Raw genomic sequence first — 25039 nt, forward strand, 5'->3', positions numbered from 1 at the left:
TACTATGATAACACACTCATAATAAAAAATCCCTTATTTTCAAACTGCTTAATTTAAAGGTTGATCTATTGGCTCACTTGTAGCTTGAACTGTTTTTTCTTTTCTGATAAACAAGATTATAGCTACTATCCAGTATAATACCGCTAAAAAGAAACCGAACGTAGGTAACGATAAAACTCCCGCTAAGATAAATAATACTGCTGAGAATATTCTTGCCTTCATAACTAAACTTGCTATCAAGGCAATAACTAAAGCTGCAACCATAAATCCTAAAGATCCTTTAAGAAGAAATTCCATAGCGAATATAAATGAATCAGCTGTTACATTATCTGTTCTCAAAAGCATTCTCATTCCTTGGCTATCAAAAGAACCCTGTCTGATAGTAGCATCTAAACTTTCTTTAAATGCTCTATCATTTTTTAAACTATCAATTCCTATTGTATATAATCCCCACACTAATAAAGCTAATATAGCCATTAATATATTTGCCGTCCAGGCAATAATTTTTTCCCATTTTCTTGAAAATTTTTTCATAATAAATACCTCCTATTATTTAATTTCTTACTATATACTATCATATTTATGATAAAAAATAAACTCGGATTCTACCCGAGTTCATTTTTAAACATATTTGATTCCATCCAGCTTGTTTTCTGGATTATTTGGATCGAAAGGATCTTGATTTTTAGGTTCTTTTCTAACAAGTAACATAATAGCTACGACTAGATAGATGAATCCTACATAATATAAGATTGTAAATGAGCCTAAAGTCACTAATAAAGCTACTAATAGGAATAAAATTCCTGATAAAATTCTTCTTTTCATCAAGAAACTTGCAATTATAGCAAGGACTAATACTAAAATAGCAATTGTGGAATATACTCTAATACCTCCAACAACAAGATCAAAGAAGACATCAGAATCTGTTATAGCTGCACTCTCTACTAATTTTGGATTTTCTTTCATAATTAATTCAAGTTCTTCCTTAACTCCCATCCTAACTAAGAATTCTTTAGTTGAGCTCCTAAATGCCACAAGAGATAAAGCTCCTGTCGCAAAAATTAATATTACATTGGCAATCCAAGCCAATACTTTCTCCCATGTTCTGTTCATAGTTATTCCTCCTAATTTTTTATAGTTCAATTATAACATTTTCTATAAAAATGAAAAGTCGATTTTTTTACAATAACTTACATTTCAATTTCAAGGACTATTGGTGTATGATCTTGTCTTGCTCCTGAATCAATCATTTCTGATTTTGTAACCTTGTCAGCTAGTCGATTAGATACTAACCAGTAATCAATTCTCCAACCTGTATTGTTAATCTTGCTGGTCTTAACCCTTTGTCCCCACCAAGTGTAAACTCCTTCCACATCTCCATGTACATAACGGAATGTATCAGTAAATCCTTTTGCCAATAAATTAGTGAAACCACTTCTCTCTTCATCAGTAAAACCTGCTGAACGACGATTTGATGCTGGATTGGCAAGATCAATTTCCTTATGAGCAACATTGTAGTCACCTGTCGCCAATACTGCTTTCTTGCTGTCTAGCTCTGCTAGATATTCAGCATACTTCTTATCCCATTCTTCACGCTCTGCTAGACGTTTAAGTCCATCTCCAGCATTTGGAGTATAAACCTGAGTTACATAAAAATCAGCAAACTCAAGAGTAATTATACGCCCTTCTGAATCCATAGTTGAGGGTGCTTCAATTTCTGGATAAGTTACTTCAGGCTCTGCTAGACTATCTCTATATAAAAACATAGTCCCTGCATATCCCTTACGTGCTGGTTCTATAGATGAACGCCATACTATTTTATGATTCGGGAAATAATCTGCTAAAATTTCCAAATGCTTTTTGCTTGGTCCCTTTGCTGACAGTTTTGTTTCTTGAATTGCGATAATATCAGCATCTTCTTTTACTAGTGCATCAATTACATCTCTAGATAATACAGCACGTGCAGATTCAGCTGTTAGGGCTGCATTTAGTGAATCAATATTCCATGATATAAGTTTCATTAATTTTCTCCTTAAATTTTAATTACTTTCTATTATAGCAAGAAAAAAATTTTTATAAAAATATAAATACATCTCAAAAATAGTTTTAGAGATGTATTTATAATTATTTATTATCTTTTCTTCTTGTAGATAGTAAGCCTGCACCTTCTAGAACTATGGCTAGCCCTGCTGGGAGGCCCGGATTAATAATTTTAGCTATAACTATATTAATAGCTACTTACTGACTCACTTTTTTATTAACAAGTTCTTCTGCCTAAGCTGAAACTCCTACTAAGAAGAATAATCCTACTAAAACTGAGGCTAAACCAAAGCTATATTTTTTAATGGCAAATCCTTGTTTTGAATCTTCTTCAATATCTTATTAAAGATTCGGTTTCTCTCCCTTATTCACATTTTTTCTAGGCTATTATAAGATAAAAACTTTTAAGTAAATTCCTAATTATATTAAATAAAAAATTTTATAAATATCCTAATAAGAAACAAACTTTTAAATATATAAAATTCCGTACTTTTGCCTTATCTAAATTACTATTAGACTATCCAGTTATTTGAAAGCCCTTATCTTTTTATTATATCATATATTTTTTAAAAATTTAAGACTGTTTATTTTATATTTTTTATGTTATATTATGAGTAACAAGAAGAATAAAGAAAATATTTTTCTTGCCATTCTTTCTACATACGTTCATATATAATTCTTATTATTTATAGTATTTCATAGGAGGCTCTCATTATGAAAAAATTTCTACCTTTAGCCTGGATTATTTTTGTAGCTATAATCCTGCATCTATATGCCTATATTTCTGATAATCCAGACAGTTCTAAGATAGCTAACAACTTACAAATTCTAAATTATATAGTAACTGTGGTATATATAGCAGTTAGAAGTGGTAAGAAGTCTGATTAATAAGAAATTAGAGTCTAAAGGGATTTAGAATTAATGATGCAAGCTATGAACTATTATTATATTTCTATAATTCTAGCTAGTATTTAACTAGTAAATTAAATTATATAAAATTTCATAATTCCCTCAAAAAGAAGATTGAAAAATCTTCTTTTTTATTGTCATAATTCGGACGAGTTGCTACTTTTACTGTCAAGCAATCCATCTAAAATTAAATCCCCTAGATAATTAAATAATTATTTAATTAATTTTAGTTTATTTTCATGTAAACATTGTTTTCTCCTGTTTTTAGTGTATAATATTTAAATAGAATATTAATGAGAGGAGGAATTTATGAACGATATGACCAAGGGGGCCATACTCCCACATATATTAAAATTTGCAGTTTTCATTTTTATAGCCGGTCTTTTGCAAAACTTATACCTAATCGTAAACTCAATTATCCTAGGTCAATACCTAGGAAAAGAATCCATAGCAGCAATGGGTATTGCTATGACAATAAATTTTGTAGTTATAGGATTCATACAGGGGATGACTCAGGGTTTTTCTATTAGCCTTTCCCAGGCTTACGGAGCTAGGGATATGCTTAAATTTAGAAAGTATTACTACAATTCTATTCTCTTATCTATAGGACTAGGACTTATAATCAGCCTACTTTTAAGCCTTATCAATGGATATGTTTTAAAGCTAATGAATACTCCTGATCATCTTTTCCATATGGCAAATATTTTCTTAATCGTACTATATTCAGGAATTTTGGCATTACTATTTTATAACCTATTTTCAGCTGTGCTTAGAAGTGTAGGTAACAGTTTTTCCCCTATCCTTTTCCTAGCGCTTTCAGTTGTCATTAACATTATATTGGTTTATATATTCGTTGTCATACTGTCTGGAGGAATTTGGTCAGCATCTTTGGCTACCATAATCAGTCAAAGTATAGCTTCAATAGCTTCCTATATTTATATAAATAAAAAATATCCCGACCTTAGAATAAAAAAAGAGGAAAAAGTAGCCGATAAAAAACTTATGAAAAGACTTATAACTCAAGCTATTCCTATGGGATTACAATTCTCATTTACAGGAATCGGAGTTATAGTTCTTCAAACTTTTCTTAATGACTTCTCAACAGAGCATATAGCAGGTTTTTCTATTGCTATCCGAATACAAAACATATTTATTTTTGTATTTGTAGCCCTAGCAAGCTCTATCGCTACATTTATAGGCCAGAACTACGGTGCAAAAAATAGACAAAGAATTGATCGAGGGGTTAGGATAGTTTCATCTCTTGCTATTGTTTTAAGCATTCTTTGTGCTATTATCATAAAATTATTTGCCCCATCCATGGTAGGAATTTTTACAAAAAGTCCAGATCCTTTAATTATCCAAGTAGCAAATATCTACTTTGATACTGTCATTTGGGGCTATCCAATCCTAGCCTTACTAATTGTTTACCGTTCAGCCCTTCAAGGTTTCGGCTTCCCAATATCTGCTATGTTTGCAGGAATTATCGAACTTACTATGCGTGTTTTAGTTGTAGTAAGCCTAACATCTTCACTAGGATTCTTTACTATAGCACTGGCAGATTTACTAACTTGGATAGTAACAGGTATAGCTCTAATAATTGCCTACTACTACCTAACCAATCCAAAAAGAAAGCAAATATAAAAAGACTTTTGGAAATTTTCCAGAAGTCTTTTTTATGATATTTAACATTTACAGCTCTCTGCCGTCAAAAATTGAGCTATCTTTACAATTTTAATTAAAATTTACAAGATAGAAAATTTTTATAATAAGTAACTATTCTTCTCATTTAGTGAATAAAATAAAAAATACTCCCCAAAAGCATGCAAGCTTTTGGAGATTTTATTCACTTAAAATTCTACATCGCTTAATTTAGCCAACCAGTTATCTGCTGGGTTTGTTGAATCTAATAACTTTGGATTAGTTTCAGCAGCCTTGTTTACTTCTAAAACCTTACCAGAAACCGGACTTAAAATTGGCATTGTTGTTTTAGATGCTTCTACATCTACTAAAATATCATCTTTCTCTACAACTTCTTCTTTAGTGAAAGCTACAAATGCTAACTCTCCCATATCGTCTTGCAATTTAGCAGTCATCGATAAAGTATAAACACCATTTTCTTCACTTACTAAAATATCATTAATTATTTTTTCCATCTTTTCTTCCTAACTATTTATATTTTTTATATAGTATATCATATTTTTCCTGTAAACTTCCATCAAAGGACATTTTATCGACCTTAAAGCCTAACAATTCTAACTTATTATAAATAATCTCTATCATCTTTTCCATGGTAAGTTCTTCCCCTAAAAGAATATCTAAAGATTCCATGCAATCCGGATCTATATTTGGATATTTTATAATAGTTTCCTGCCCATTCTTACCAATCTTATAAAATTCTTTTAAAAGATTAGACCTAGTTTGCTGATTTCCATTGACACTTATATAGATAGATACTGCTATCCCATCCTTAATTCTTCTTTGGGCAATTCCTGCAAATTTCTTACCAGCTATACTTAGGTCATAAGCACCCGGACAATAAGATTCCTCCATTTCAAAATAATCTATTCTTCCAAAAAAATCCGAAAACATCTCTCTTACCAAATCCACCATCATCAAGTAGGCATGAGGCATAGAAATATTTTCTTCTAAAGCATTGGCTACTATAAAAGAAAAATTAAGAACTCCTTCATCAGCAACTACTGCCAAGCCACCTTGATTTCTAACTACTACTTCATAACCTTGACTTCTTAAATAATCCTTGGCTTTTTCAATCTCTGGCAACTCCCTATCAAGCATACCTAAAATTACACACTTGGTCATAGGCCAAATATGCAAGACCATATCTTCTTTATTTTCATTAGCATTGCGTAAGAATAATTCCGTTAAAACAAAGGGTCTTTTAAGATCCCTAAGATCTTCTATCCAATCTTCATATATCTTAACTGGAAATTTTTTTAATTTTTGAAAATCCATCTTTAATTCCCCTACTTTTTTCACTACAATTTATTTTAACTTAATATAGATCTTTTATCAACTTTCTTCGCCATAAATGATTATTTATAGTATAATATAAAAGACTTTTTATTAATTTAAGTAAGGAGATATGAATGAGTATATTAAACGTAGAAAAACTTACGCACGGTTTTGGTGAACGTGCAATTTTTGACAATGTGTCCTTCCGACTTTTAAAAGGAGAACATATTGGATTAATCGGTGCTAATGGTGAGGGGAAATCTACCTTCATGAACATTATTACTGGTAAACTTCAGCCAGACGAAGGAAAGATTGAATGGAGTAACCGTGTTCGTGTTGGTTACCTAGACCAGCACACTGTGCTTGAAAAAGGAATGACTATTCGTCAGGTTTTACAAGCTGCTTTTGAACATTTATACGAAATTGAAGCAAGAATTAACGATATTTATATGGAAATGTCTGATGAAAATGCTGATATGGACAGTCTGATGGAAGAACTTGGAGAATTACAAGAAATTTTAGATAGCCGTGACTTCTATATCATTGACTCTAAAGTAGAGGAAGTTGCTCGTGCCTTAGGTATCACTGCCTTTGGTTTAGATTCTGATGTTACCGAACTTTCTGGAGGGCAGAGAACTAAGATTTTATTAGCTAAGCTGCTATTAGAAAAACCAGATATCCTATTATTAGATGAACCTACTAACTATCTTGATGTTGAACACATTGAATGGCTAAAACGTTATTTACAAGAATACGAGAATGCCTTTATCCTAATCTCCCACGATATTCCATTCTTAAACTCTGTAATTAACCTAATCTACCACATGGATAATCAACAATTAACTAGATATGTCGGTGATTACTACAAATTTAAAGAAGTTTATGAAATGAAAAAATCACAACTTGAGGCTGCTTACAACAAGCAACAAAAAGAAATTGCTGACCTAAAAGACTTCGTAGCTAGAAATAAGGCCCGTGTTTCTACAAGAAATATGGCCATGTCTAGACAGAAGAAACTTGATAAGATGGATATGATTGAACTAGCCCAAGAAAAACCAAAGCCAGAATTTGATTTCAAAACAGCTAGAACTCCATCAAGATATATCTTCCAAGCAGAAAACTTAGAGATTGGTTATGATTCAGCACTTACTAAACCCCTTAACTTGAGTATGGAACGTGGTCAAAAAATTGTTATTACCGGTTCTAATGGTATTGGTAAAACAACTCTTCTAAAATCTCTACTAGGTCTAATTCCAGCAATTTCCGGAAGTGTTGAAAAAGGAGACTTCTTGGAGATTGGCTACTTTGAACAAGAAATGAGCGGAGATATGTCTAAGACCTGCCTTAACGAAATTTGGGATACATTCCCTTATCTAAACCAAGCAGAGGCTCGTGCAGCTCTTGCTAAGTGTGGATTAACTACTAAGCACATCGAAAGTCAAATTAAGGTTCTTTCCGGAGGAGAGCAAGCTAAGGTTAGACTATGTAAATTACAAAATGCTGAGTCTAATATCCTAATCCTTGACGAACCTACCAACCACCTTGATGTAGATGCAAAAGATGAATTGAAACGTGCTCTTAAAGAATATAAGGGTTCCATCTTAATGGTATGTCATGAACCTGAATTTTATGACGGTTTAGTAACTGATGTTTGGGACTTCTCACAATATTCAAAATTAAAAGGATAAGACAAATTAAGCACAAGAGTTTTCTTGTGCTCTTGTTTTTAATGAAATAAAAAAAGTGCAGTTTTCAAACTAGACTCTACTAGCAATTACTAAAAGAATTGGTCAACATAATTTCCAAGAATACCTATCTATCTCTTTTGTTTAAGTCTTTGATAATCAAAAAGAAGTTGATAACAATCAACTTCTTTTAAAATCTATTTATTTTAATCCCTTATTCCCTATATCCTTGCGATAGAATAATTGATCTGCTTTTAATTTTTCTACTTCTTTATAGGCATTCTCTTTAGCTTTAGCCAAATCTTGGCCACGACCGTAGGCTAGTAAAACTCTTCCTCCATTTGAATACCATTTTCCTTCATCTTCTTTAAGAGCTGCTACATAGTAATTTCCATCTAAATTAAAATTATCTACTTGAGCATTTTTTACATAGTCTGCTGGGTAACCTTCCGCCGCTAAAACTACACCTAAGACACTATCTTTAGACCAAGCCAGTTCAATCTTTTCATTATTGTAAACGGCCTCTATTACTTCCATAATATCTGAGTCCATTTTCTCTAATAAAACTTGAGTTTCTGGGTCTCCAAGACGGGCGTTAAATTCAATAACCTTTACTCCATCTCTAGTTGAGATAAGACCTGCATATAGAAAACCGTGGTAAGGAGTTCCTTCTTTAGCAAGTCCTTCACAGACCGGAATAAGAACTTCTTCAACCGCTTGTCTACGCGCCTCTTTAGAAATTTGAAGTACAGGTGTATATGCACCCATTCCTCCAGTATTGGCACCCTCATCATTGTCATAAGCTCTCTTATGATCTTGGGCAATTTCATCAAATGGAATTACTGTTGAACCATTAACGAATGACATTAGAGAGAATTCTTCTCCTTCTAAGAAATCTTCAATTACTAACTTGCAAGTAGCATCTTCTTCATAAAATTCTTTTAAAAATTCCACTGCTTCCTCATAAGTTTCTGGTATAACTACCCCTTTACCAGCAGCTAAACCATCTTTTTTTAGAACTAGAGGGTAGGCTGATTTTTTCACATATTCATGTGCCTTATCAAATGATGTAAATTCTTCATAGGCAGCCGTAGGAACATTAAAACGTGCCATAACCTCCTTAGCAAAGGCTTTTGAACCCTCCATTTGGGCAGTATACTTGTCTGGTCCAAAGACTTTTACCACATCTGCTAATTCGTCATAAATTCCTTTTACAAGTGGTTCTTCTGGCCCTACTATTAGCCATTCAATATTTTCTTTTAATACAAATTCTTTTAAAGCAGCAAAATCTAATTCGTTTATATTTACTAAGTTTGCTACATTCTTCATTCCATCATTACCAGGTGCTACGAATACCTGACTAACTTTTTTACTCTGACTGATTTTTTTACATAAGGCGTGTTCCCTTCCACCACGACCTACTACTAATACTTTCATCTTATCTCCTTCGAATATTTCCCGGGAAATCCCAATTTTTGACTACTATTTATATAATAGAAATTCTCACTAGCTATAAATCTACTAAGACCTAATGTTTAAAGTGTCTAATTCCTGTTAAGACCATTGCAATTCCCGCTTTATTAGCCTCATCAATTGACTCTTGATCCTTGATAGAACCACCTGGTTGAATAATTGCTTTTATTCCATATTTAGCAGCCAATTCTACCGTATCTCCCATAGGGAAGAATCCATCAGAAGCTAGAATAACTCCTTCTTGACCTTCTAATTTTTCTAAGGCAATCTTAGCCGAACCTACACGGTTCATTTGGCCAGCACCAATTCCAATTGTTCTTGTTGCCGTCGCTAAGACGATTGCATTTGATTTAACGTGCTTAACTACTTTCCAACCTAAAGCAAATGCTTTCTCTTCTTCTGCACTAGCTTGCTTTTCTGTTACTACTTTTAGATCAGCATCTCCTAAACCTAGTGAATCTACCGTCTGTGCCAATAGTCCACCTGATACTGATACATATTGCATAGTTTCTTCTTCTGATTTTTCTGGTCGGCAAGTTAATAATCTTAAGTTAGCTTTCTTAGTAAGTACTTCTAATGCCTCTTCTGTAAAAGATGGAGCTATAATTACTTCTAAGAAAATTTTAGACATTTCTTCCGCTACCTGCTTAGTTACTTCACGGTTTAAGGCTATAATTCCACCAAAAATTGAAACTGGGTCCGCTTCATAGGCATTACTATATGCCTCAAATACATCTTGACCAATCCCAACTCCACAAGGGTTCATGTGCTTAACAGCAACTACTGCTGGCTCTGTAAATTCTTTAACAACTTCCAAAGCTGCATCTGCGTCACGTATATTATTGTAAGATAATTCTTTCCCATGTAATTGTTTTGCTCCTGCGATTGTGTTATCAGCCGGATTTAATTCTTTATAAAAGTAAGCTTTTTGTTGAGGATTCTCTCCATAACGTAAAGTTTCTTTTGATGTATACGATAGCTCAATATTTTCATCTACAAAGTAGTTTACGATTTGTCTATCATAAGTAGCTGTATGGTCAAATACCTTAACTGCTAATTCTTTACGGTATTCATAATCATCAGTCCCCTCAGAAAGTTTTTCTAAGATTGCCGGATAGTCTGCTGGATCAACAGTTACAATAACATCCTTAAAGTTTTTAGCAGATGAACGTAGCATTGTTGGTCCACCAATATCGATATTTTCAATAGCTAAAGCTTCCGTACAATCAGGTTTAGCAATAGTCTCTTTAAAAGGGTAAAGATTTACACAGACTAAGTCTATAGGCTTAATCTTGTGCTCCTCTAGAGCCTCTAAGTGAGCAGGAATAGAACGATTAGCCAAAATACCACCATGTACAGCTGGGTGCAGTGTCTTCACACGACCATCCATAATCTCTGGAAAACCAGTAATTTCAGAAACTTGTTTAACTTCAATTCCTGCATTCTTAAGAGTAGAGTATGTTCCCCCTGTAGAAATAAGCTCAAAGTTTCTATCCACCAATCCTTTAGTAAATTCGATTAATCCTCTTTTATCAGAAACACTAAGTAAAGCACGTCTTTTTGTCATAAAAAAATCTCCTAATTTCATAAATAATTTGCATTTTATTACTAAATATACAATTAAAATACTAACTAATAAATATTTTAACATATAAATCATACATTTACAAAGATAAAAATAGTTTTTATCTATCTTTCACGAATTATACTTGGTTTTTCGTCTTATAGATAATTTCTTGACTTAATGCTATAATGAATTGATAAAAATTTTAGGAGTTAATATGAGAAAATTTATATCCGAAATATTATTAGTAATCACAACTCTAATTTGGGGCCTGTCCTTTGTTTGGCAAAACTTAGCCAGCAAATTACTAGGTTCATTTAGCGTGGTGGGTTTTAGAGCACTCATCGCCTCCATTCTACTATTAGTAATAGTAAAACTTTTTCCAACTTTATATAAGTCACAAGAAGCAAAAATTAAAATCCAGACTTTTAAAAATCAAAATATAGTCTTATCCTTTGTCTGTGGCCTAACACTCTTCTTAGGAATGTATATCCAACAAGCAGGAGTGGCCTACACTAGTGCAAGTAAAGCAGGTTTTATCTCCGTTATGTATATCTGCATAGTTCCTATTATCGGACTTTTTCTAGGTCATAAGATAGATAGAAATTTTCTTTGGGGACTAATCTTATCAATTATAGGTCTATATTTATTATCAATAAAAGAAGATTTTACTCTAGAATACGGAGATTTCCTAATTTTGCTATCAACATTCCTATTCGCTGCCCATATATTAATAATAGGCTACTCTGCAACTAGAGTAAATTCCATGTATTTATCAATAGGACAATTGATCACAGTAGCTATTTTCTCCCTAACTTTTGCTTTTTTCACTGAGGGCTTTGTATTGTCTGATATTGTATCCATACTTAAGGAATTACTAGCCTTAGGACTTCTATCAAGTGGGATAGCCTACACCTTACAAATAATTGCCCAGAGAAATGTGCCCGCAAACACAGCCTCCCTAATACTAAGTCTAGAAGCTGTATTCGCCACCCTAGGAGCTATATTTATTCTAGGAGAAAGCTTGTCTATTAGAGAAATTACAGGTATGTTAATACTCTTTATAGGAATCCTAGTATCCCAAATCAAAAAAAGAGACAACTAAAAAGGAGCTTGTTAATTCAAGCTCCTTTCTTTGATTAAAAATTAATTTTCTTTATTTTCTTCGTCTTCCTTGTCATCTATACTTCTATAGTCTAGCCATAAATCCAACCAATCCCAGTAACTTGCATATATAGGTATATCTTTAGAATGGCTCTTATCTTTTATCTTATTAGTATTTATTTTATTCTTATTAATAAATTCTTCATCTAGCTTATCAGAAGTTTCTTTTATTTGGCTCCAGTATTTGATAACAAGCACAAGAGCAATAAATGGCCAGACTATTTCAATTAATTTCCACATAAAATTATCCTCCCTATATTCTCCATTTTTATATGTTAAAAATATACTTAAGCTACCAGCCTTATATTAATCTTTTTTTGATAATTTACATTATTTGTTAGTGGATACCATATACTGTCAAATTTAAATGTGTATACCTTAGATCTATTGACCCAACCATACCTTCCAACTATTAAATTATAATAGGTACCGCTATTACCTACCAACCATCCTCCTATATATTCTATTTGGTTATAAATAGATGCCGGCGTATACCTTATAGGTTTGGATGCATTTGGATGATTTTTATAATAATTATGGAAATAATATGCTGAACGATCTTGTATCCCTCTTTCTTAGGCTTTAACTTCAGATAAATTTCCCATCAACAATGCGGAAGCAGCAATTACCATACCAACTATTAACTTATTTTCAATTTAATTATAACATTCTCTTCGACCTTTGTCGAACGTTTTCATTGTTTTGGAATGCTTTTTAATAAGATATGCTGAGCTAATTTCTTAGCTTTACTTAGTAAAATAAAAAACAGGTTACCCTGTTTTTTATTTTACTAATATTTCTCAGAATATTTTTCTACCTTATCCGGGTGGAAGCCAGACCATGAATCTTCCCAATCATTTATATTAATCACCGGAAATTGCGTAAAGCCTTTTTCACGTAGCATATTTAATACTTCTTCTTGTTCAGTAGCTGGTAGTTTATGTGTTGCCAGCTCTTCAAATTCTATATCATGAAATTGCATCATTTCTTTTGTCGCTTGACAGTTAGCGCACGGGTCTGTTGAATAAATCTTTACACTTGTCATAATATAACCTCTCTTTTTTTTAATAATAATATTATATATCAGCCAGCGTTTTCATTGATAGCCATTTGACTATTATTTTTCTAAAAAAGTCAGCCTCAATTAATGAACTTTAGCTACAATATATCTTATAAATTTATTTACATCTACTTCCTGTAAATTATGATCATCTACATTTATAGACAGTTCATTACCTACAAACATTCTTACTATAGTTTCATAAGTAGACTTTGAACTATTTGATAAATTCTCTAAAAATAAAGCTTCAATTTTACTTATAGGACGGTAATTTAGCGTGAATTTATCACTATAACTTATTTTCCCTTTTATAATCTGGTCTATCTCCTGACCAGCACTTTGTTCTAAGGAACTTAGAGAATGGCCGCCACCATTTTTTACTATATAATTTTTACCTAGGATAAAAACTTCTTCCTTAGCAAGCGCAGAGAGTCTTCCAATAAAATCTCCCTCCGATGAAAAATGTATGATTTCACCTGTAAAGTTAGAAAGTCTTTCCTTAATAAGTTTTACTTGTCTATTATATCTTCTCAGTCTTTTAGTATATAATTCTCTATTAGTTTCCGTGACCGTCATAAACAAATCTACACCATTTTCTATATATAAAAAAGCTGAATTATAAATAATAGTCTTGGCAACATTAAATTCTATAGCTACCCTCTGAGCTATATTTCCTCCTAGAGAATGTCCTGTCAGGATTATATTATCTCCATATTTTTCTCTAACCTTTTTGTAAAAATTAAAGCAAGATTTATAGTGGTAACCCAGCCCCATACATACACTATAAATATCAGTTTCTATATCTTTTCTTAGGTCTGTAACTGGATTTGTTCCTGTATAAGCTAATATATAATTATCTTCTTCTATATTTTTAAACAGACTTCCTGATGAACCTGTATTTGAGTCATAAAAGGAACTTACATATTCTAATTCTGCTGGAAATAAGCCTAATTGTTTATTTCCATTTACATAGTCTCTAATCACTTTTTTGTTATTTTTTAGCAATCTCATAGCCTCTATTTGGTAAGTCATCCTCGAAGCATAAAGACTAGCAACCATTCTTTTCTTTTCCATAAAATTCACCTCAATATCCTATTATAACATAAAAAAGACCAGGGAATAAATCCCCAGTCTAATCTACTTATTTTCCTAATAATAGTTTAAAGAAATTCAATTTTTTTCCATAACTTAGTGTAGCTCTTCTGTAAACCTTAACACAGATTAAAGCTATAATAATAGTTGTAACTAATAGTAGGCCATAAGATATGGCTACTTGCCCAAAACTTGCTCCTCCTTGAGCATATCTAGTAAACATGCTAAAGTAGGATGTCAGTGGGAAATAGGCAAGGAAATCAGTAAGCTTACTAAACTTTCCTCCCATCGTATAGAAATTAACAAGAAAGGCTGCAATAAAGATCATCATAGGTAAAGTTATTACCGTATTTACTTCTTCTAGCTTACTAACTAGAGAAGCGAAGGCTGAAAATAGGAACATAAACATTACAACAGCTGTTACGGTAAATAATATCCAAACAGCAAATATTGAATAATCTATATTATCAAATAAGCTCTTATACATATCCACATAAGATGACTTATTGACAGCTAAACCTAGAAGTATAGCCCCTATAGTCATAGTAACTTGAAGAAAAGCTACAGCTACCACGGCAAAAACTTTTCCTGTTATTAATACTAATGGCTTAACTGTTACTACTAATAATTCCATAGCTCTATTGACCTTTTCTTTAGCTATATTGGTTGCCGCAATAGAGCCGAAAGTAATTATTATAAAGTATACAACAAATGATAGAAAATAAGAAGCTATAAGCCCAAAGGCAAGCTTGTCTGCATCAGCCTCTAAAGATACTAGCTTAGGACTTGGCAAGGTCATGTTTAGGGCCTCTACCTTGTCATAATCTATTTGATTTTGAGCATAACTATTTTTAGCTAAAAGTCTGTCAAAGATTTTGGCAAAGTTAGAACTTTCAGCCCCACTAAGACTTTGAGATTTTTTTATATATTCATAGGTCTCTCCATCCAAGATGATTGCCTCATCAATAGTTTCAGATTTAAGATCTCCCTCTAATTTAGCTCTATCTGTATATTCTTTGGCCTCTTTCAAGACTGTCTTGTCGAAATTCAAATCCTTAACTATGTAGGCTGAACGCTGAAAGTTTGAGTTATCCTCTGAAGAAAAGAATTTTGCTATAGGATTATTTCCTGCTATGATGTTAGGAATAAATGTAATCCCAAAGGCTAATAGGACATATATTCCTAGGGTTATAAGAGTTGACTTCTTATTTATAAATTGCTTGAACTCAAAATTGAATACTGTTATAAAATTACGCATTATTTTCACCTACTTTCTCTACAAAAATTTCTTCTAATGTTGGCTTATATAGCTTAAATTCTTCTATATTATAATTTCTATCTTCTAAATAATTAAGCAGTTCTTTTTTAGCAGTTTGGATCTTAAAGTCTAAAACAAGAAGTCCCCTATCTACTGAATATTCAATATTCAGCTTAGTTTCTTTCAATTCCTCTAATAATTGGCTGGTAGATAATTCTGAAATACCTAGTAGCATCTTTCCATGACTATATTCCTTCTTAATATTCTCCAAATTTCCTGCTAGCTCAATACGTCCATCGTTTAGGATGTTGATATATTCACAAAAACTTTCTACAACTGGCATTTGGTGAGATGAGAAGATAACCAGCTTATCCCTAGCTATAAAATCATTAATAATTTCTTTTAATTTTCCAGTATTCACAGGGTCTAGACCTGAAAATGGCTCGTCTAATATTAGAATATCTGGATCGTCAATAACACATTGAATAATCTGTATTTTTTGAGCATTACCCTTGGATAGAGTTTTTAATTGCTTCTTATTGTCTTCTAATTCAAAAAAATCTAACCAACGTTTGGCTTCTTTCTTAGCTTCAGACTTAGACATTCCTTTTAATTGGCCGAAGTAAACTAACTGATCAACCAAACCTACTCCATCATACATACCACGTTCTTCTGGTAAGTAACCAATCTTCACCTTACTTCTATCAAAGCTCTTTCCATCAAGTAAGATTTCTCCCTTATCTGCCTTGAATATATCTAATAAAATACGGAATGATGTAGTCTTACCAGAACCATTAGTTCCAAGATAGGCGTTGGCTAGCCCTGATCTAGCCGTAAAATTTACACCTTTTAAGACATCCTTATCGCCAAAAGATTTATGAATATTCCTAAACTCTAGTATCATTCTATTCCCTCCTATAATTTATGAAATCGTTTTTATATCTTTATAGTAACACAAGTGAATGTAAAAGTAAATATTTTATTTTAATTTTCTGTTATTTTTTTTTTTTTCTGAAAATTGTAAATTTTGAAAAATCTTTATCAATAATATACAATAATTAGATAAAATAAATTACAAGGAGGATTTATGGAAATACTAAATATCTTAGCCGCTCTTGTCGGTCTAGTTATAGTAGGAACTCTTTTAAATAATATTTTCCCAAAAATTCCAGCATCTTTATTTCAAATTGTGCTAGGTATATTATTTGCCTTCCTACCTATTTCAGATAAATTTCATTTCGACCCTGCTACTTTCATAGCTTTAGTAGTAGCACCACTTCTATTTACAGACGCCTATAATATTTCAAGAAGTAAATTTTGGCTTTATAAAAAGCCAATTCTTCTTATGGCTATTGGGTTAGTCTTAATAACAGTTCTTATCGTTGGATTTATTATCCACCTACTTCTGCCAGACATTCCTGTGTCCGCAGCATTTGCTCTTGCAGCTATCCTTTCCCCTACTGATGCCATAGCTGTTAAATCAGTAACTAAGGGAATGAAACTCCCTAAAGGACTTATGGATATTCTTGAGGGAGAATCTTTACTTAACGATGCTGCTGGATTGGTATCTTTCAACATAGCAATAGCTGCTGTTCTTAGCGGAACATTCTCTATAGCAGGTGCAACTCATAGTTTCTTCAAGGTTGCTTTGGGAGGAGCAATTTTAGGTGCCGCACTAGGAGTTATCTTGGTTAAGATAAAGGAAATGCTAGGTCGCTTTTCTAAAAATGAATCGTCTACCTTAGTTATATTCCAGCTGATAACACCTGTCATAGTCTACCTAATAGCAGAGCATACTTTCCACGTTTCAGGTATTGTGGCGGTAGTTATGACGGCTCTAGTTTATAACCTAGAAAAAGATATATTCCAAAGAGAAAATATTAACTCTGAACCCGCTCTTTTAATAGCCAATAATCAAACAACAATTGCCTTTATACTAAATGGATTTGTTTTTGTATTTTTAGGTTATTTATTACCAGATATTTTCAATAGTGTACTAAGTAATCCACAAATAAATATTTACCTAGTCATATTATATATAATTATTATAACAGTAGCTATGATGCTGGTTAGATTTTTATTTGTCTATATTTTCTATATACAATTCCCTAGGCATTCTTTCTCATCTATACAAAGACTAACTCAAAGTATTGCAGAAAGAAAGCTAGATATAGGTAATTATAACCGCTTTGAATATGCCTTGATAACTTCTCTAAGTGGTATCCATGGTACTATAACAATAGCTACCGCCCTTATGATACCTTTAACTATAGCCTCTAGTGGTCATGACTTCCCTCTAAGATCTACCTTACTATTTATTGCAGGTTCTGTTGTAATGGCATCAATTATTATAGGAACTCTTTTCCTTCCTCTAGTTGTTAAAGATAGCCAGCAAGAGAGCAAAGAATTTTCTGCAGAAGAAATTCGTAGTCAGGCTATTCTTGAAAGTATCAAAATTTTAGAAAAAAATAAAAAACCTTACACGGTTATTGCCTCTGCTAATACCGATGACACTAGCGCTAAAGAGCAAATTGCTTATGCCATGATTATAAAGAAATTGTATGAGCAAGCAATCTTCTACACTGATGAAATTGAATATAAATTAGTGCAAGAAAAATTCTTAGAACTTTATAAAGAAATAGAAAAAAAAGAAAAAGAAAAGCTTAAGGAATTTAAGGATCAAGGGAAATATAGTGAACTACTTATAACTATTCAAGAAATTAGGCATTTAAGAAGGGCAAAACTAGTTACCTATAATATTCTTAAACAAATAATTATTCAAATAAGATTGGCACGAAAAGAAGGTAGAATGAAATCCATAATTAGACTAGAAACCTTTAAATCTAGACTAAAAAATAGAGATTTAAACCTAGTAACCCAAGCTATTACTGATCAGTTCAAGGATTATCGAAATATTACCAATGAATTCGATAGAGTTTCAGAAAATATTATAGCTGACCTAGATGATAATTATCCAGACATACTTAAGAATATGGTTAATACTATTTTTTCTAACTTTAAAAATGTCTTATTTATAAGATTTATAAATGAGCCTGAATCATATCGCCATTCTTATGAAGATATGTGGGTTTTAGCCATTAGTATTCAAAAAGAAATTATTATGAAAATGAGAAATTCAAGGCAAATTTCTTTTGAAGAAGCTGATATCATTTTCAAGGAAATAAATTATGCAGAGGCACTTTTATTTACACATGAATAAATAATTTTCAATATAGAATAATGGAAAATCTCTTGATTTTTTATTTTTTAAGATAATGCTATAATATTATAGATATTAAATTTAGGAGCTGTATATGACAAAAAAAATTCATGATATAACAATAATTGGAGCTGGACCTGTTGGTCTATTCGCTGCCTTTTACGCAGGACTTAGGGGGGCTAGTGTCAACATTATAGAAGCTTTATCTGAACTAGGCGGTAAACCGGCTATTCTTTATCCAGAAAAAATGATTTACGATATAGCTGCCTACCCTGCCATCACAGGAAGAGAGCTTACAAAAAATCTACTTGAACAATTAGAGCGATTTAAAGACACTACCCAAATCTCCCTAAAGGAAGAAGTAAAATATTTTGAAAAAGAAGATGGCATATTCAAGATAGTTACCAACAAAACTCAGCATTTTTCCAAAGCCATCATTATCGCCTGCGGAACAGGAGCATTTTCCCCAAGGGTACTTGGCCTTGATGGAGAAGAGAATTTTGCTGATAAATCTCTATTCTACAATGTTACTAGATTAGAAGATTTCAAAAATAAGAATGTGGTAATTTGTGGGGGTGGAGATTCTGCGGTTGATTGGGCCTTGGCACTAGAACCATTAGCTAAAAGCGTGACTATAATCCATAGGCGAGATAGTTTCAGAGCTCATGAATATAGCCTTGAACTATTGGAAAAATCTAGCGTTAAAATCCTTACTCCTTATCTAGCTAAAGAGCTTAAGGGAAATGATGGTCAACTAAGATCTATAAACATAGAAAAAGTTAAATCAGACGAACTTCTGGAGCTGAATTTAGATAATCTTATAGTATCTTACGGCTTCAAGTCATCAAATAAAAATTTAAAAAATTGGAATATTGATCATAAATTATCAAGTATCTTCACTTCAAACTTACTAGAAACAAATATGGAGGGAGTTTACGCTATTGGTGATGCTGCTAGCTATGATGGAAAAATCGATCTAATTGCTATAGGTTTTGGGGAGGCACCTATTGCTGTAAGCCAAGCCCTACTCTATATCAATCCAAATGCAAAACTAAGAAGTTTACACTCTACATCCTTGATAAAAGAATAAATTTACTATGATGAAAACTTGAAATATAAAAAGACAGAAGTTGATAGCAACTCCTGTCTTTATTTTTATAAGAACAATTTTCCTAGGAAGTAAGGCATTTGAATTCTCCACCAATCCCAGTCATGGGCAACATCTTCTCCCCATACATCAAACCAAGCCGGAATATTTTTCTCTTCGAAGGCTTTTCTTAGACTAAAGAATGAATCTAAACCATCTTGCTCCCAAGGTCCAAGTCCTGTACAGACGATAACATCTGCCGAACGATATTTATCAATAAACCAAGCATCATTTTGATGCCAAATGTTATCACTTGGTGAATTTGAGAAGAGTGCCTCATCATCTCCATATTCTCCAACAAAGAATCTTACATCATAGACTCCACTTAAGGCTACAACTTTTTGGAATACATCTGGGTGTTGTAGGAAAATATTGAATGAATGATAAGCTCCCATTGAACAACCAGTAGCCATAAATGGATCAAACCAATTTGTTTTGTGTTTGATAAATGGCACAGCCTCATTAATCACATAACGTTCATAGGCTCTGTGCATTTGAGCTCTGTCGTGCCCTGATTTCCACTCACATTCCCATGACTCATTGTCCACACTTTGTAGTGTAAAAAATTGTACTAATCCTGCATTTATATAGTCTTTGCAGGCATCAATCATTCCAAAATCAAAATATTCATTATGAGTTCCCCCAGTCGATGGGAATACTACTACAGGTAAACCTGCATTACCATACCTATTAAGGTACATTTCTCTATTAAGTTCACCAGACCACTGGCTTAAATTTTCAACATGCATAGCTATCTCCTATTTTCTTTTGTGGATAAATTCCACTAACTCATCTGCTTTTTTTCTAGTATCACTGATTGCTATGAATGCCTCATCTCCCATAATATCTGAGAAAATTTTTGGCAGTTTCATAGACATCTTAATACAATCTCCGTACTTAGCATAAATTTCTTCATGGCTATGTACATATTCTACACCGTCACGTCTTGAAACACTTGAGGCGTATTTAGATTTAAAGACAGGTTTCTCTTCTAGCTTACCTGTTACAATCTGTGCATAAACTTTGTATAAGTCGCCGGAAATTGAGTGGTTATAAAGGTCAATTGAGTGACCACCAGACGACCTATTGTTATATTCGATAACAACATATTCTCCATTTTTCTTTCTAAAGAATTCAATATGGAAAAATCTTTCCTTCATTCCAAAGGCCTTAACAATATCACGACCATATTTCTGAAGTTTTGGATCAACCTTATCCACTACTGTAAAGGAAGAATCCTTACCATTAATTTGATTTAAGGTCGGAATATTGTAGTAGAAACTTGTCTCATACACTATGTTCCCATCAGCATCAAGCAGTCCATCATAAGTACATAATTCCGCATTATCAACAAATGGTTCTAAGAAGTAATTTACTCCGTCCCAGTTTTCCAAGAAGAAATCAGCATCTTTCTTATTTTCTATCTTGTATGTAGCCGAAGTCCCAACCCCGTGGTCAGGTTTAGCTATAAATGGATACTTAAGTGTTTTTAAAGCTTTTTTGAAATCTTTTTCATCCTCAACCAAGTATCCTTCTACTACAGGAAGACCTGCTTTCTTGAATATACTCTTCATTCTCGACTTATACATTGTTTTTGTTAAATCTTTGAGTTTAGGACCTGTTACATTAAATTGCTCACGCAATTCAGCATCATTAACCAACCAGTGCTCTGTGTTAGATTCAATTCTATCAATCGGTCCATGCTTGAAGATTAGGAAAGCCACACCTCTTTTTACTTCTTCAAGATTTTCCATATTCTCTACTTTATAATACTCTGTCAATGCATATTTTAGATTGTCTGATAATTCCTCATAGGGAGTGTCTCCAATACCTAAAACATTCACCCCTTCTTCTTTCAGCCTTAATGCAAAATATTGCAAGTTACTTGGAAAGTTTGGTGATGTTATTAAAAAATTCATATTCTTCATCATATTTTTATTCATAACCTCCACTTTTCTCTATATTTTTATATCCTTATGAACAAATATTCCTATCTTCTCTTATGGATAAAAGCTACTAATTCATCTGCTTCTTTTTTAGTGTCGCTAAGAATTACGAATACCTCATCTCCCATGATTTCTGAGAAAACTTTTGGCAGTCTCATAGACATCTTAATATCCTCTCCATACTTAGCATGGATTTCTTCATTACTATGTACATATTCTACACCGTCACGTCTTGAAACACTTGAGGCGTATTTAGATTTAAAGACAGGTTTCTCTTCTAACTTACCTGTTACAATCTGTGCATAAACTTTGTATAAGTCGTCAGATATTGCGTAGTTATAAAGGTCAATTGAGTGACCACCAGCCGACCTATTGTTATATTCGATAACAACATATTCTCCATTTTTCTTTCTAAAGAATTCAATATGGAAAAATCTTTCCTTCATTCCAAAGGCCTTAACAATATCACGACCATATTTCTGAAGTTTTGGATCCATTTTAGACTCTACTACGTAAGAATAGTCAGCTCCATTAGTGTGTTCTAAAGTTGTAGTGTTGTAGTAGAAACTTGTCTCATAAACAACCTCTCCATCAGCACCAATCAGTCCATCATAAGTACATAATTCCGCATTATCAACAAATGGTTCTAAGAAGTAATTTACTCCGTCCCAGTTTTCCAAGAAGAAATCAGCATCTTTCTTATTTTCTATCTTGTATGTAGCCGAAGTCCCAACCCCGTGGTCAGGTTTAGCTATAAATGGATACTTAAGTGTTTTTAAAGCCTTTTTGAAGTCTTTTTCACTCTTAACCAAGTATCCTTCTACTACAGGAAGACCTGCTTTCTTGAATATACTCTTCATTCTCGACTTATACATTGTTTTTGTTAAATCATTGGGTCTAACACCGGGTACATTAAATTGCTCACGCAATTCAGCATCATTAACCAACCAGTGCTCTGTGTTAGATTCAATTCTATCAATCGGTCCATGCTTGAAGATTAGGAAAGCCACACCTCTTTTTACTTCTTCAAGATTTTCCATATTCTCTACTTTATAATACTCTGTCAATGCATATTTTAGATTGTCTGATAATTCCTCATAGGGAGTGTCTCCAATACCTAAAACATTTACCCCTTCTTCTTTCAGCCTTAATGCAAAATATTGCAAGTTACTTGGAAAGTTTGGTGATGTTATTAAAAAATTCATATTCCTCTACCTCATATTATATTCTTCATTAATTTTCTATATTAATATTCTGATTACCAGTTTTCACTTAAAAATCTTAGACATTCTGGTAAGTATTTAGCCCATTCTTCTTCTGTGTGCCTTCCATCTGCAGCGACAAGCAATTTAATCTTATCTATAGATAGACCTGCCTCTAATAATTGTTTGTAATATAACAATGACTCATCAATATAAGCTTGTTTTAAATTATCAAAAGTTAGGGTTTTATCCGTATCGTCACCTTCTTGAGTACCTACTTGAATAAATACTCTTTGTTCTGTGTTTATAGCATTTCTTTCAATATATCTAGCAAAATCTGCCCTTGTCAGCCAATTGGCCGAAGAAAAAATACCTAGTCCCCCAATTTGCTCCTTATATTCTATCCCCATAAATTGGGAAATATTAGCTCCCAGAGAAGAACCTATCATGGCCGTATGCTTAGCATCAGACTTAGTTCTATAGGTTTGGTCAATAAAAGGTTTCACTCTGTTCATCACGAAATCAGCATATTCTCCTCCTCTTCCACCAAACTTGATAGAACCTGCGAAGGCTAAAGAGCCAAACTTCCAAGCAGAATATTCGAACATTCTTTGTTCTTCTCCATTATCTATAGCTACTATAATCATCTTAGGTAAATCCGGATTCTTTTTAATGGCATGAACAGTTTTCCATGAATGTCCTGAATAGGCCTCTCTGGAATGAAAAACATTCTGTCCGTCATGCATATAAACTACAGGGTATGTTTGGTCAGAATCTGCATATCCCTTGGGTAGTAACACCCTAATCCTTCTGTTACCGAAAGCAAATGGTAGCCTATGTGTTTTTAATTCTAAATAAAAATAAGAATTGTTCATTATCTCTCCTTGAAAAAATTTTTTACTTTAATGAAAGGGCCATGGCCGAACTAAAAACTTTTAAAAACTTTTTATTTTTCATTTCAATATCTCCCAATTAATAATTACTAATCTAGTCATTTTTTGATTAAGTTAAAGATATAATAACACCAATACAAAAAAAAGTCAATACAATTTTCAGAAAATTGATGACTTTTTTAAATTATATTTTATAATTTTATTTTCTTTTCATTTCATAGCCCAATGTTTTAATATGCCACAATAGCGTAATGGCAATGATTATCAGAGCTATTGAAAGTTGAAAATAGTAAGCATAATCTATAAATTTATTTGTACAACTTATAGCAAATAATTTAGTAGAAAAAACTCCTGTAACCATAGGGAAGGTCATGGCAGATACAGTTGGATGTAATTTCCCTTTTAAAATCCCTGGTATATAGAATAGAACCCAAGCATAAAAGAATTGTGATAAGACATAGATAAAAATATAGGTTTGCCCTGCTGTATCCCCTATAAAGTTATGATATGCTAAAAACAACAGAGATCCCGGCGCTGATAAAACAAGTAAGGTTGCCCTTATTAATTCTTCTTTATAACCTACAATTAGGACTCTATATAAAATAAGTATCATACAGATTAGAAAACTTGTAGATGTATAGAAAAGTATGGCATTAAGCTCATAAGTCTTATCAACTATTCTAGAATGGACTAAGAATATAGCTGGACCTACGAATACAATATACCAAGTTGTAAATACATTTTTTATAGAGAAATTAACTACAAAGTTTCTTATAAAATATAGGGTGTAGATAAGAAAAAGGATTAACATTAAGATATAGATAAACTTAGCCAAAACTTGATTATAGTCATAAATATGACCTGCCAAAGCAACATTGGCCATAAAGAAAGTTGGAAAAGCCGACGCTCCTAAAGGATTGGTTCTTAATATTTCTAATACTTCTTTAGGCATTTTTATAAGTTTTAAGATAAATAAAAACAAGACAAGTAGGCCCAAAGCCAGAAATATATATTTATAATATTTTGAATAAGACGATAAAAGGCTTGCCATGGTAAAAAGTGCCAAGGCAAAGCCAGATATAGGTAATGGATAGATTTTTAATAATTTGTTCATTGTTTCCCCCTGCTTCTAAAAATGTCTTCTTTAAATAGAGGCACATTATCAAAATAATCTCCCTTGTAAAATGGCTGGCATTTTAATAACCGCTTCACTGTAAGATAAGTCCCCAAGAAAAAGCCGAATTTCTGGTAAGATTCCAAAGCATAGGCAGAACATGTCGGAGAAAATCTACAAGAAGGGGGCGACAAGGGAGAAATATATGCTCTATATAAATTAATTAAATAAACTACAATTTTTGTCATACTAACACCTTTTTCAATATCTTCTAAAATTATAAAAAGAAGTTAGCGAAA

At 32.6% G+C, this 25039-nt stretch carries 25 protein-coding genes; 6 read left to right on the top strand and 19 right to left on the bottom strand.

Annotated elements, in window-relative coordinates; all coding sequences use genetic code 11:
- Positions 1-48: 48 nt before the first annotated feature.
- From HZY82_RS03720 to HZY82_RS06690, 4 genes are all read right to left on the bottom strand, one after another.
- Entirely contained in the window at positions 49-534 is a 486-nt protein-coding gene (locus HZY82_RS03720) for a DUF4064 domain-containing protein (protein WP_135156801.1), read from the bottom strand.
- 87 nt (positions 535-621) lie between these two features.
- Complete coding sequence (locus HZY82_RS03725; RefSeq protein ID WP_135156803.1) at positions 622-1113, bottom strand: DUF4064 domain-containing protein; 492 nt, start codon at positions 1111-1113, stop codon at positions 622-624.
- Positions 1114-1190: 77 nt separating this feature from the next.
- Positions 1191-2021 carry an exodeoxyribonuclease III gene (locus tag HZY82_RS03730; RefSeq protein WP_135156805.1) on the bottom strand — a complete coding sequence of 277 codons (831 nt, stop codon included), beginning with the start codon at positions 2019-2021 and terminating at the stop codon, positions 1191-1193.
- A 253-nt stretch (positions 2022-2274) separates the two neighbouring features.
- The gene (locus tag HZY82_RS06690; RefSeq protein ID WP_135156864.1) at positions 2275-2376 is read right to left on the bottom strand and encodes a YSIRK-type signal peptide-containing protein; all 102 of its coding nucleotides are present in this window, start codon (positions 2374-2376) and stop codon (positions 2275-2277) included.
- 378 nt (positions 2377-2754) lie between these two features.
- Between HZY82_RS06690 and HZY82_RS03740 the strand changes: the two genes are divergently transcribed.
- Both HZY82_RS03740 and HZY82_RS03745 read left to right on the top strand, forming a co-directional pair.
- Positions 2755-2928 carry a hypothetical protein gene (locus HZY82_RS03740; RefSeq protein WP_167753233.1) on the top strand — a complete coding sequence of 58 codons (174 nt, stop codon included), beginning with the start codon at positions 2755-2757 and terminating at the stop codon, positions 2926-2928.
- 330 nt (positions 2929-3258) lie between these two features.
- A complete protein-coding gene (locus HZY82_RS03745; protein WP_135156807.1) occupies positions 3259-4590 on the top strand; it encodes an MATE family efflux transporter in 1332 nt (443 codons plus the stop codon).
- Positions 4591-4796: 206 nt separating this feature from the next.
- On the opposite strand, the gene HZY82_RS03750 is transcribed toward HZY82_RS03745, so the two are convergent.
- The gene (locus HZY82_RS03750) at positions 4797-5102 is read right to left on the bottom strand and encodes a glycine cleavage system H family protein (RefSeq protein ID WP_135156809.1); all 306 of its coding nucleotides are present in this window, start codon (positions 5100-5102) and stop codon (positions 4797-4799) included.
- 13 nt (positions 5103-5115) lie between these two features.
- Positions 5116-5922 carry a lipoate--protein ligase family protein gene (locus tag HZY82_RS03755; RefSeq protein WP_135156811.1) on the bottom strand — a complete coding sequence of 269 codons (807 nt, stop codon included), beginning with the start codon at positions 5920-5922 and terminating at the stop codon, positions 5116-5118.
- Positions 5923-6056: 134 nt separating this feature from the next.
- Here HZY82_RS03755 and HZY82_RS03760 point away from each other — a divergent pair, with 134 nt between their 5' ends.
- The gene (locus HZY82_RS03760) at positions 6057-7610 is read left to right on the top strand and encodes an ABC-F family ATP-binding cassette domain-containing protein (protein WP_179938692.1); all 1554 of its coding nucleotides are present in this window, start codon (positions 6057-6059) and stop codon (positions 7608-7610) included.
- Positions 7611-7808: 198 nt separating this feature from the next.
- Here HZY82_RS03760 and purD read toward each other — a convergent pair whose 3' ends face one another.
- Both purD and purH read right to left on the bottom strand, forming a co-directional pair.
- Complete coding sequence (gene purD, locus HZY82_RS03765; RefSeq protein WP_179938695.1) at positions 7809-9044, bottom strand: phosphoribosylamine--glycine ligase; 1236 nt, start codon at positions 9042-9044, stop codon at positions 7809-7811.
- Positions 9045-9135: 91 nt separating this feature from the next.
- Positions 9136-10647 carry a bifunctional phosphoribosylaminoimidazolecarboxamide formyltransferase/IMP cyclohydrolase gene (purH, locus tag HZY82_RS03770; protein ID WP_179938697.1) on the bottom strand — a complete coding sequence of 504 codons (1512 nt, stop codon included), beginning with the start codon at positions 10645-10647 and terminating at the stop codon, positions 9136-9138.
- Positions 10648-10861: 214 nt separating this feature from the next.
- Here purH and HZY82_RS03775 point away from each other — a divergent pair, with 214 nt between their 5' ends.
- Positions 10862-11749, top strand: coding sequence for a DMT family transporter (locus HZY82_RS03775; RefSeq protein ID WP_135156819.1), 888 nt, complete (start codon positions 10862-10864; stop codon positions 11747-11749).
- Between the two features lie 41 nt (positions 11750-11790).
- On the opposite strand, the gene HZY82_RS03780 is transcribed toward HZY82_RS03775, so the two are convergent.
- The 5 genes from HZY82_RS03780 to HZY82_RS03800 all read right to left on the bottom strand — a co-directional run bounded on the left by HZY82_RS03780 (position 11791) and on the right by HZY82_RS03800 (position 16122).
- Positions 11791-12048, bottom strand: a complete 258-nt coding sequence (locus tag HZY82_RS03780) for a hypothetical protein (RefSeq protein WP_179938699.1) — start codon at positions 12046-12048, stop codon at positions 11791-11793.
- A 550-nt stretch (positions 12049-12598) separates the two neighbouring features.
- Positions 12599-12853 (bottom strand): glutaredoxin domain-containing protein, encoded by a 255-nt coding sequence (locus tag HZY82_RS03785; RefSeq protein ID WP_179938701.1) that lies wholly within the window; start codon positions 12851-12853, stop codon positions 12599-12601.
- A 99-nt stretch (positions 12854-12952) separates the two neighbouring features.
- Positions 12953-13942, bottom strand: coding sequence for a Tle-like phospholipase domain-containing protein (locus HZY82_RS03790; protein WP_135156827.1), 990 nt, complete (start codon positions 13940-13942; stop codon positions 12953-12955).
- Between the two features lie 67 nt (positions 13943-14009).
- The gene (locus HZY82_RS03795; protein ID WP_179938703.1) at positions 14010-15218 is read right to left on the bottom strand and encodes an ABC transporter permease; all 1209 of its coding nucleotides are present in this window, start codon (positions 15216-15218) and stop codon (positions 14010-14012) included.
- The gene (locus tag HZY82_RS03800) at positions 15211-16122 is read right to left on the bottom strand and encodes an ABC transporter ATP-binding protein (RefSeq protein ID WP_135156831.1); all 912 of its coding nucleotides are present in this window, start codon (positions 16120-16122) and stop codon (positions 15211-15213) included. The genes HZY82_RS03795 and HZY82_RS03800 overlap by 8 nt, the downstream gene beginning before the upstream one ends.
- A 183-nt stretch (positions 16123-16305) precedes the next feature.
- Here HZY82_RS03800 and HZY82_RS03805 point away from each other — a divergent pair, with 183 nt between their 5' ends.
- Complete coding sequence (locus HZY82_RS03805; RefSeq protein WP_179938706.1) at positions 16306-18438, top strand: cation:proton antiporter; 2133 nt, start codon at positions 16306-16308, stop codon at positions 18436-18438.
- 88 nt (positions 18439-18526) lie between these two features.
- Positions 18527-19528, top strand: coding sequence for an NAD(P)/FAD-dependent oxidoreductase (locus HZY82_RS03810; RefSeq protein ID WP_483299221.1), 1002 nt, complete (start codon positions 18527-18529; stop codon positions 19526-19528).
- A gap of 65 nt (positions 19529-19593) precedes the next feature.
- Here HZY82_RS03810 and HZY82_RS03815 read toward each other — a convergent pair whose 3' ends face one another.
- The 6 genes from HZY82_RS03815 to yidD form a co-directional block, all read right to left on the bottom strand.
- The gene (locus HZY82_RS03815) at positions 19594-20334 is read right to left on the bottom strand and encodes an esterase family protein (protein ID WP_135156837.1); all 741 of its coding nucleotides are present in this window, start codon (positions 20332-20334) and stop codon (positions 19594-19596) included.
- A 9-nt stretch (positions 20335-20343) separates the two neighbouring features.
- Positions 20344-21528 (bottom strand): ATP-grasp domain-containing protein, encoded by a 1185-nt coding sequence (locus HZY82_RS03820; protein ID WP_228098237.1) that lies wholly within the window; start codon positions 21526-21528, stop codon positions 20344-20346.
- 47 nt (positions 21529-21575) lie between these two features.
- Complete coding sequence (locus HZY82_RS03825; RefSeq protein ID WP_135156839.1) at positions 21576-22736, bottom strand: ATP-grasp domain-containing protein; 1161 nt, start codon at positions 22734-22736, stop codon at positions 21576-21578.
- Positions 22737-22789: 53 nt separating this feature from the next.
- Positions 22790-23608 (bottom strand): alpha/beta hydrolase, encoded by an 819-nt coding sequence (locus tag HZY82_RS03830; RefSeq protein ID WP_135156841.1) that lies wholly within the window; start codon positions 23606-23608, stop codon positions 22790-22792.
- A gap of 217 nt (positions 23609-23825) precedes the next feature.
- Positions 23826-24740, bottom strand: coding sequence for an SLAC1 family transporter (locus HZY82_RS03835; protein WP_179938712.1), 915 nt, complete (start codon positions 24738-24740; stop codon positions 23826-23828).
- Positions 24737-24988, bottom strand: a complete 252-nt coding sequence (gene yidD, locus HZY82_RS03840; protein WP_135156845.1) for a membrane protein insertion efficiency factor YidD — start codon at positions 24986-24988, stop codon at positions 24737-24739. The genes HZY82_RS03835 and yidD overlap by 4 nt, the downstream gene beginning before the upstream one ends.
- Between the last annotated feature and the right edge of the window lie 51 nt (positions 24989-25039).

It is taken from the genome of Gemella sp. GL1 (assembly GCF_013415365.1).
Taxonomy (GTDB): Bacteria; Bacillota; Bacilli; order Staphylococcales; family Gemellaceae; genus Gemelliphila.

Bases quoted from the DNA above. Each gene is read 5' to 3' on its own strand.
- HZY82_RS03800 (WP_135156831.1), bottom strand. From the start codon at position 16,122: ATGATACTAGAGTTTAGGAATATTCATAAATCTTTTGGCGATAAGGAT.
- HZY82_RS03780 (WP_179938699.1), bottom strand. From the start codon at position 12,048: ATGTGGAAATTAATTGAAATAGTCTGGCCATTTATTGCTCTTGTGCTT.
- HZY82_RS03820 (WP_228098237.1), bottom strand. From the start codon at position 21,528: ATGAATAAAAATATGATGAAGAATATGAATTTTTTAATAACATCACCA.
- yidD (WP_135156845.1), bottom strand. From the start codon at position 24,988: ATGACAAAAATTGTAGTTTATTTAATTAATTTATATAGAGCATATATT.
- HZY82_RS03805 (WP_179938706.1), top strand. From the start codon at position 16,306: ATGGAAATACTAAATATCTTAGCCGCTCTTGTCGGTCTAGTTATAGTA.
- purD (WP_179938695.1), bottom strand. From the start codon at position 9,044: ATGAAAGTATTAGTAGTAGGTCGTGGTGGAAGGGAACACGCCTTATGT.
- HZY82_RS03730 (WP_135156805.1), bottom strand. From the start codon at position 2,021: ATGAAACTTATATCATGGAATATTGATTCACTAAATGCAGCCCTAACA.
- HZY82_RS03775 (WP_135156819.1), top strand. From the start codon at position 10,862: ATGAGAAAATTTATATCCGAAATATTATTAGTAATCACAACTCTAATT.
- HZY82_RS03790 (WP_135156827.1), bottom strand. From the start codon at position 13,942: ATGGAAAAGAAAAGAATGGTTGCTAGTCTTTATGCTTCGAGGATGACT.
- HZY82_RS03720 (WP_135156801.1), bottom strand. From the start codon at position 534: ATGAAAAAATTTTCAAGAAAATGGGAAAAAATTATTGCCTGGACGGCA.
- HZY82_RS03835 (WP_179938712.1), bottom strand. From the start codon at position 24,740: ATGAACAAATTATTAAAAATCTATCCATTACCTATATCTGGCTTTGCC.
- HZY82_RS03725 (WP_135156803.1), bottom strand. From the start codon at position 1,113: ATGAACAGAACATGGGAGAAAGTATTGGCTTGGATTGCCAATGTAATA.
- HZY82_RS03760 (WP_179938692.1), top strand. From the start codon at position 6,057: ATGAGTATATTAAACGTAGAAAAACTTACGCACGGTTTTGGTGAACGT.
- HZY82_RS03795 (WP_179938703.1), bottom strand. From the start codon at position 15,218: ATGCGTAATTTTATAACAGTATTCAATTTTGAGTTCAAGCAATTTATA.
- HZY82_RS03745 (WP_135156807.1), top strand. From the start codon at position 3,259: ATGAACGATATGACCAAGGGGGCCATACTCCCACATATATTAAAATTT.
- HZY82_RS03755 (WP_135156811.1), bottom strand. From the start codon at position 5,922: ATGGATTTTCAAAAATTAAAAAAATTTCCAGTTAAGATATATGAAGAT.
- HZY82_RS03740 (WP_167753233.1), top strand. From the start codon at position 2,755: ATGAAAAAATTTCTACCTTTAGCCTGGATTATTTTTGTAGCTATAATC.
- purH (WP_179938697.1), bottom strand. From the start codon at position 10,647: ATGACAAAAAGACGTGCTTTACTTAGTGTTTCTGATAAAAGAGGATTA.
- HZY82_RS03815 (WP_135156837.1), bottom strand. From the start codon at position 20,334: ATGCATGTTGAAAATTTAAGCCAGTGGTCTGGTGAACTTAATAGAGAA.
- HZY82_RS03830 (WP_135156841.1), bottom strand. From the start codon at position 23,608: ATGAACAATTCTTATTTTTATTTAGAATTAAAAACACATAGGCTACCA.
- HZY82_RS03785 (WP_179938701.1), bottom strand. From the start codon at position 12,853: ATGACAAGTGTAAAGATTTATTCAACAGACCCGTGCGCTAACTGTCAA.
- HZY82_RS03825 (WP_135156839.1), bottom strand. From the start codon at position 22,736: ATGAATTTTTTAATAACATCACCAAACTTTCCAAGTAACTTGCAATAT.
- HZY82_RS03750 (WP_135156809.1), bottom strand. From the start codon at position 5,102: ATGGAAAAAATAATTAATGATATTTTAGTAAGTGAAGAAAATGGTGTT.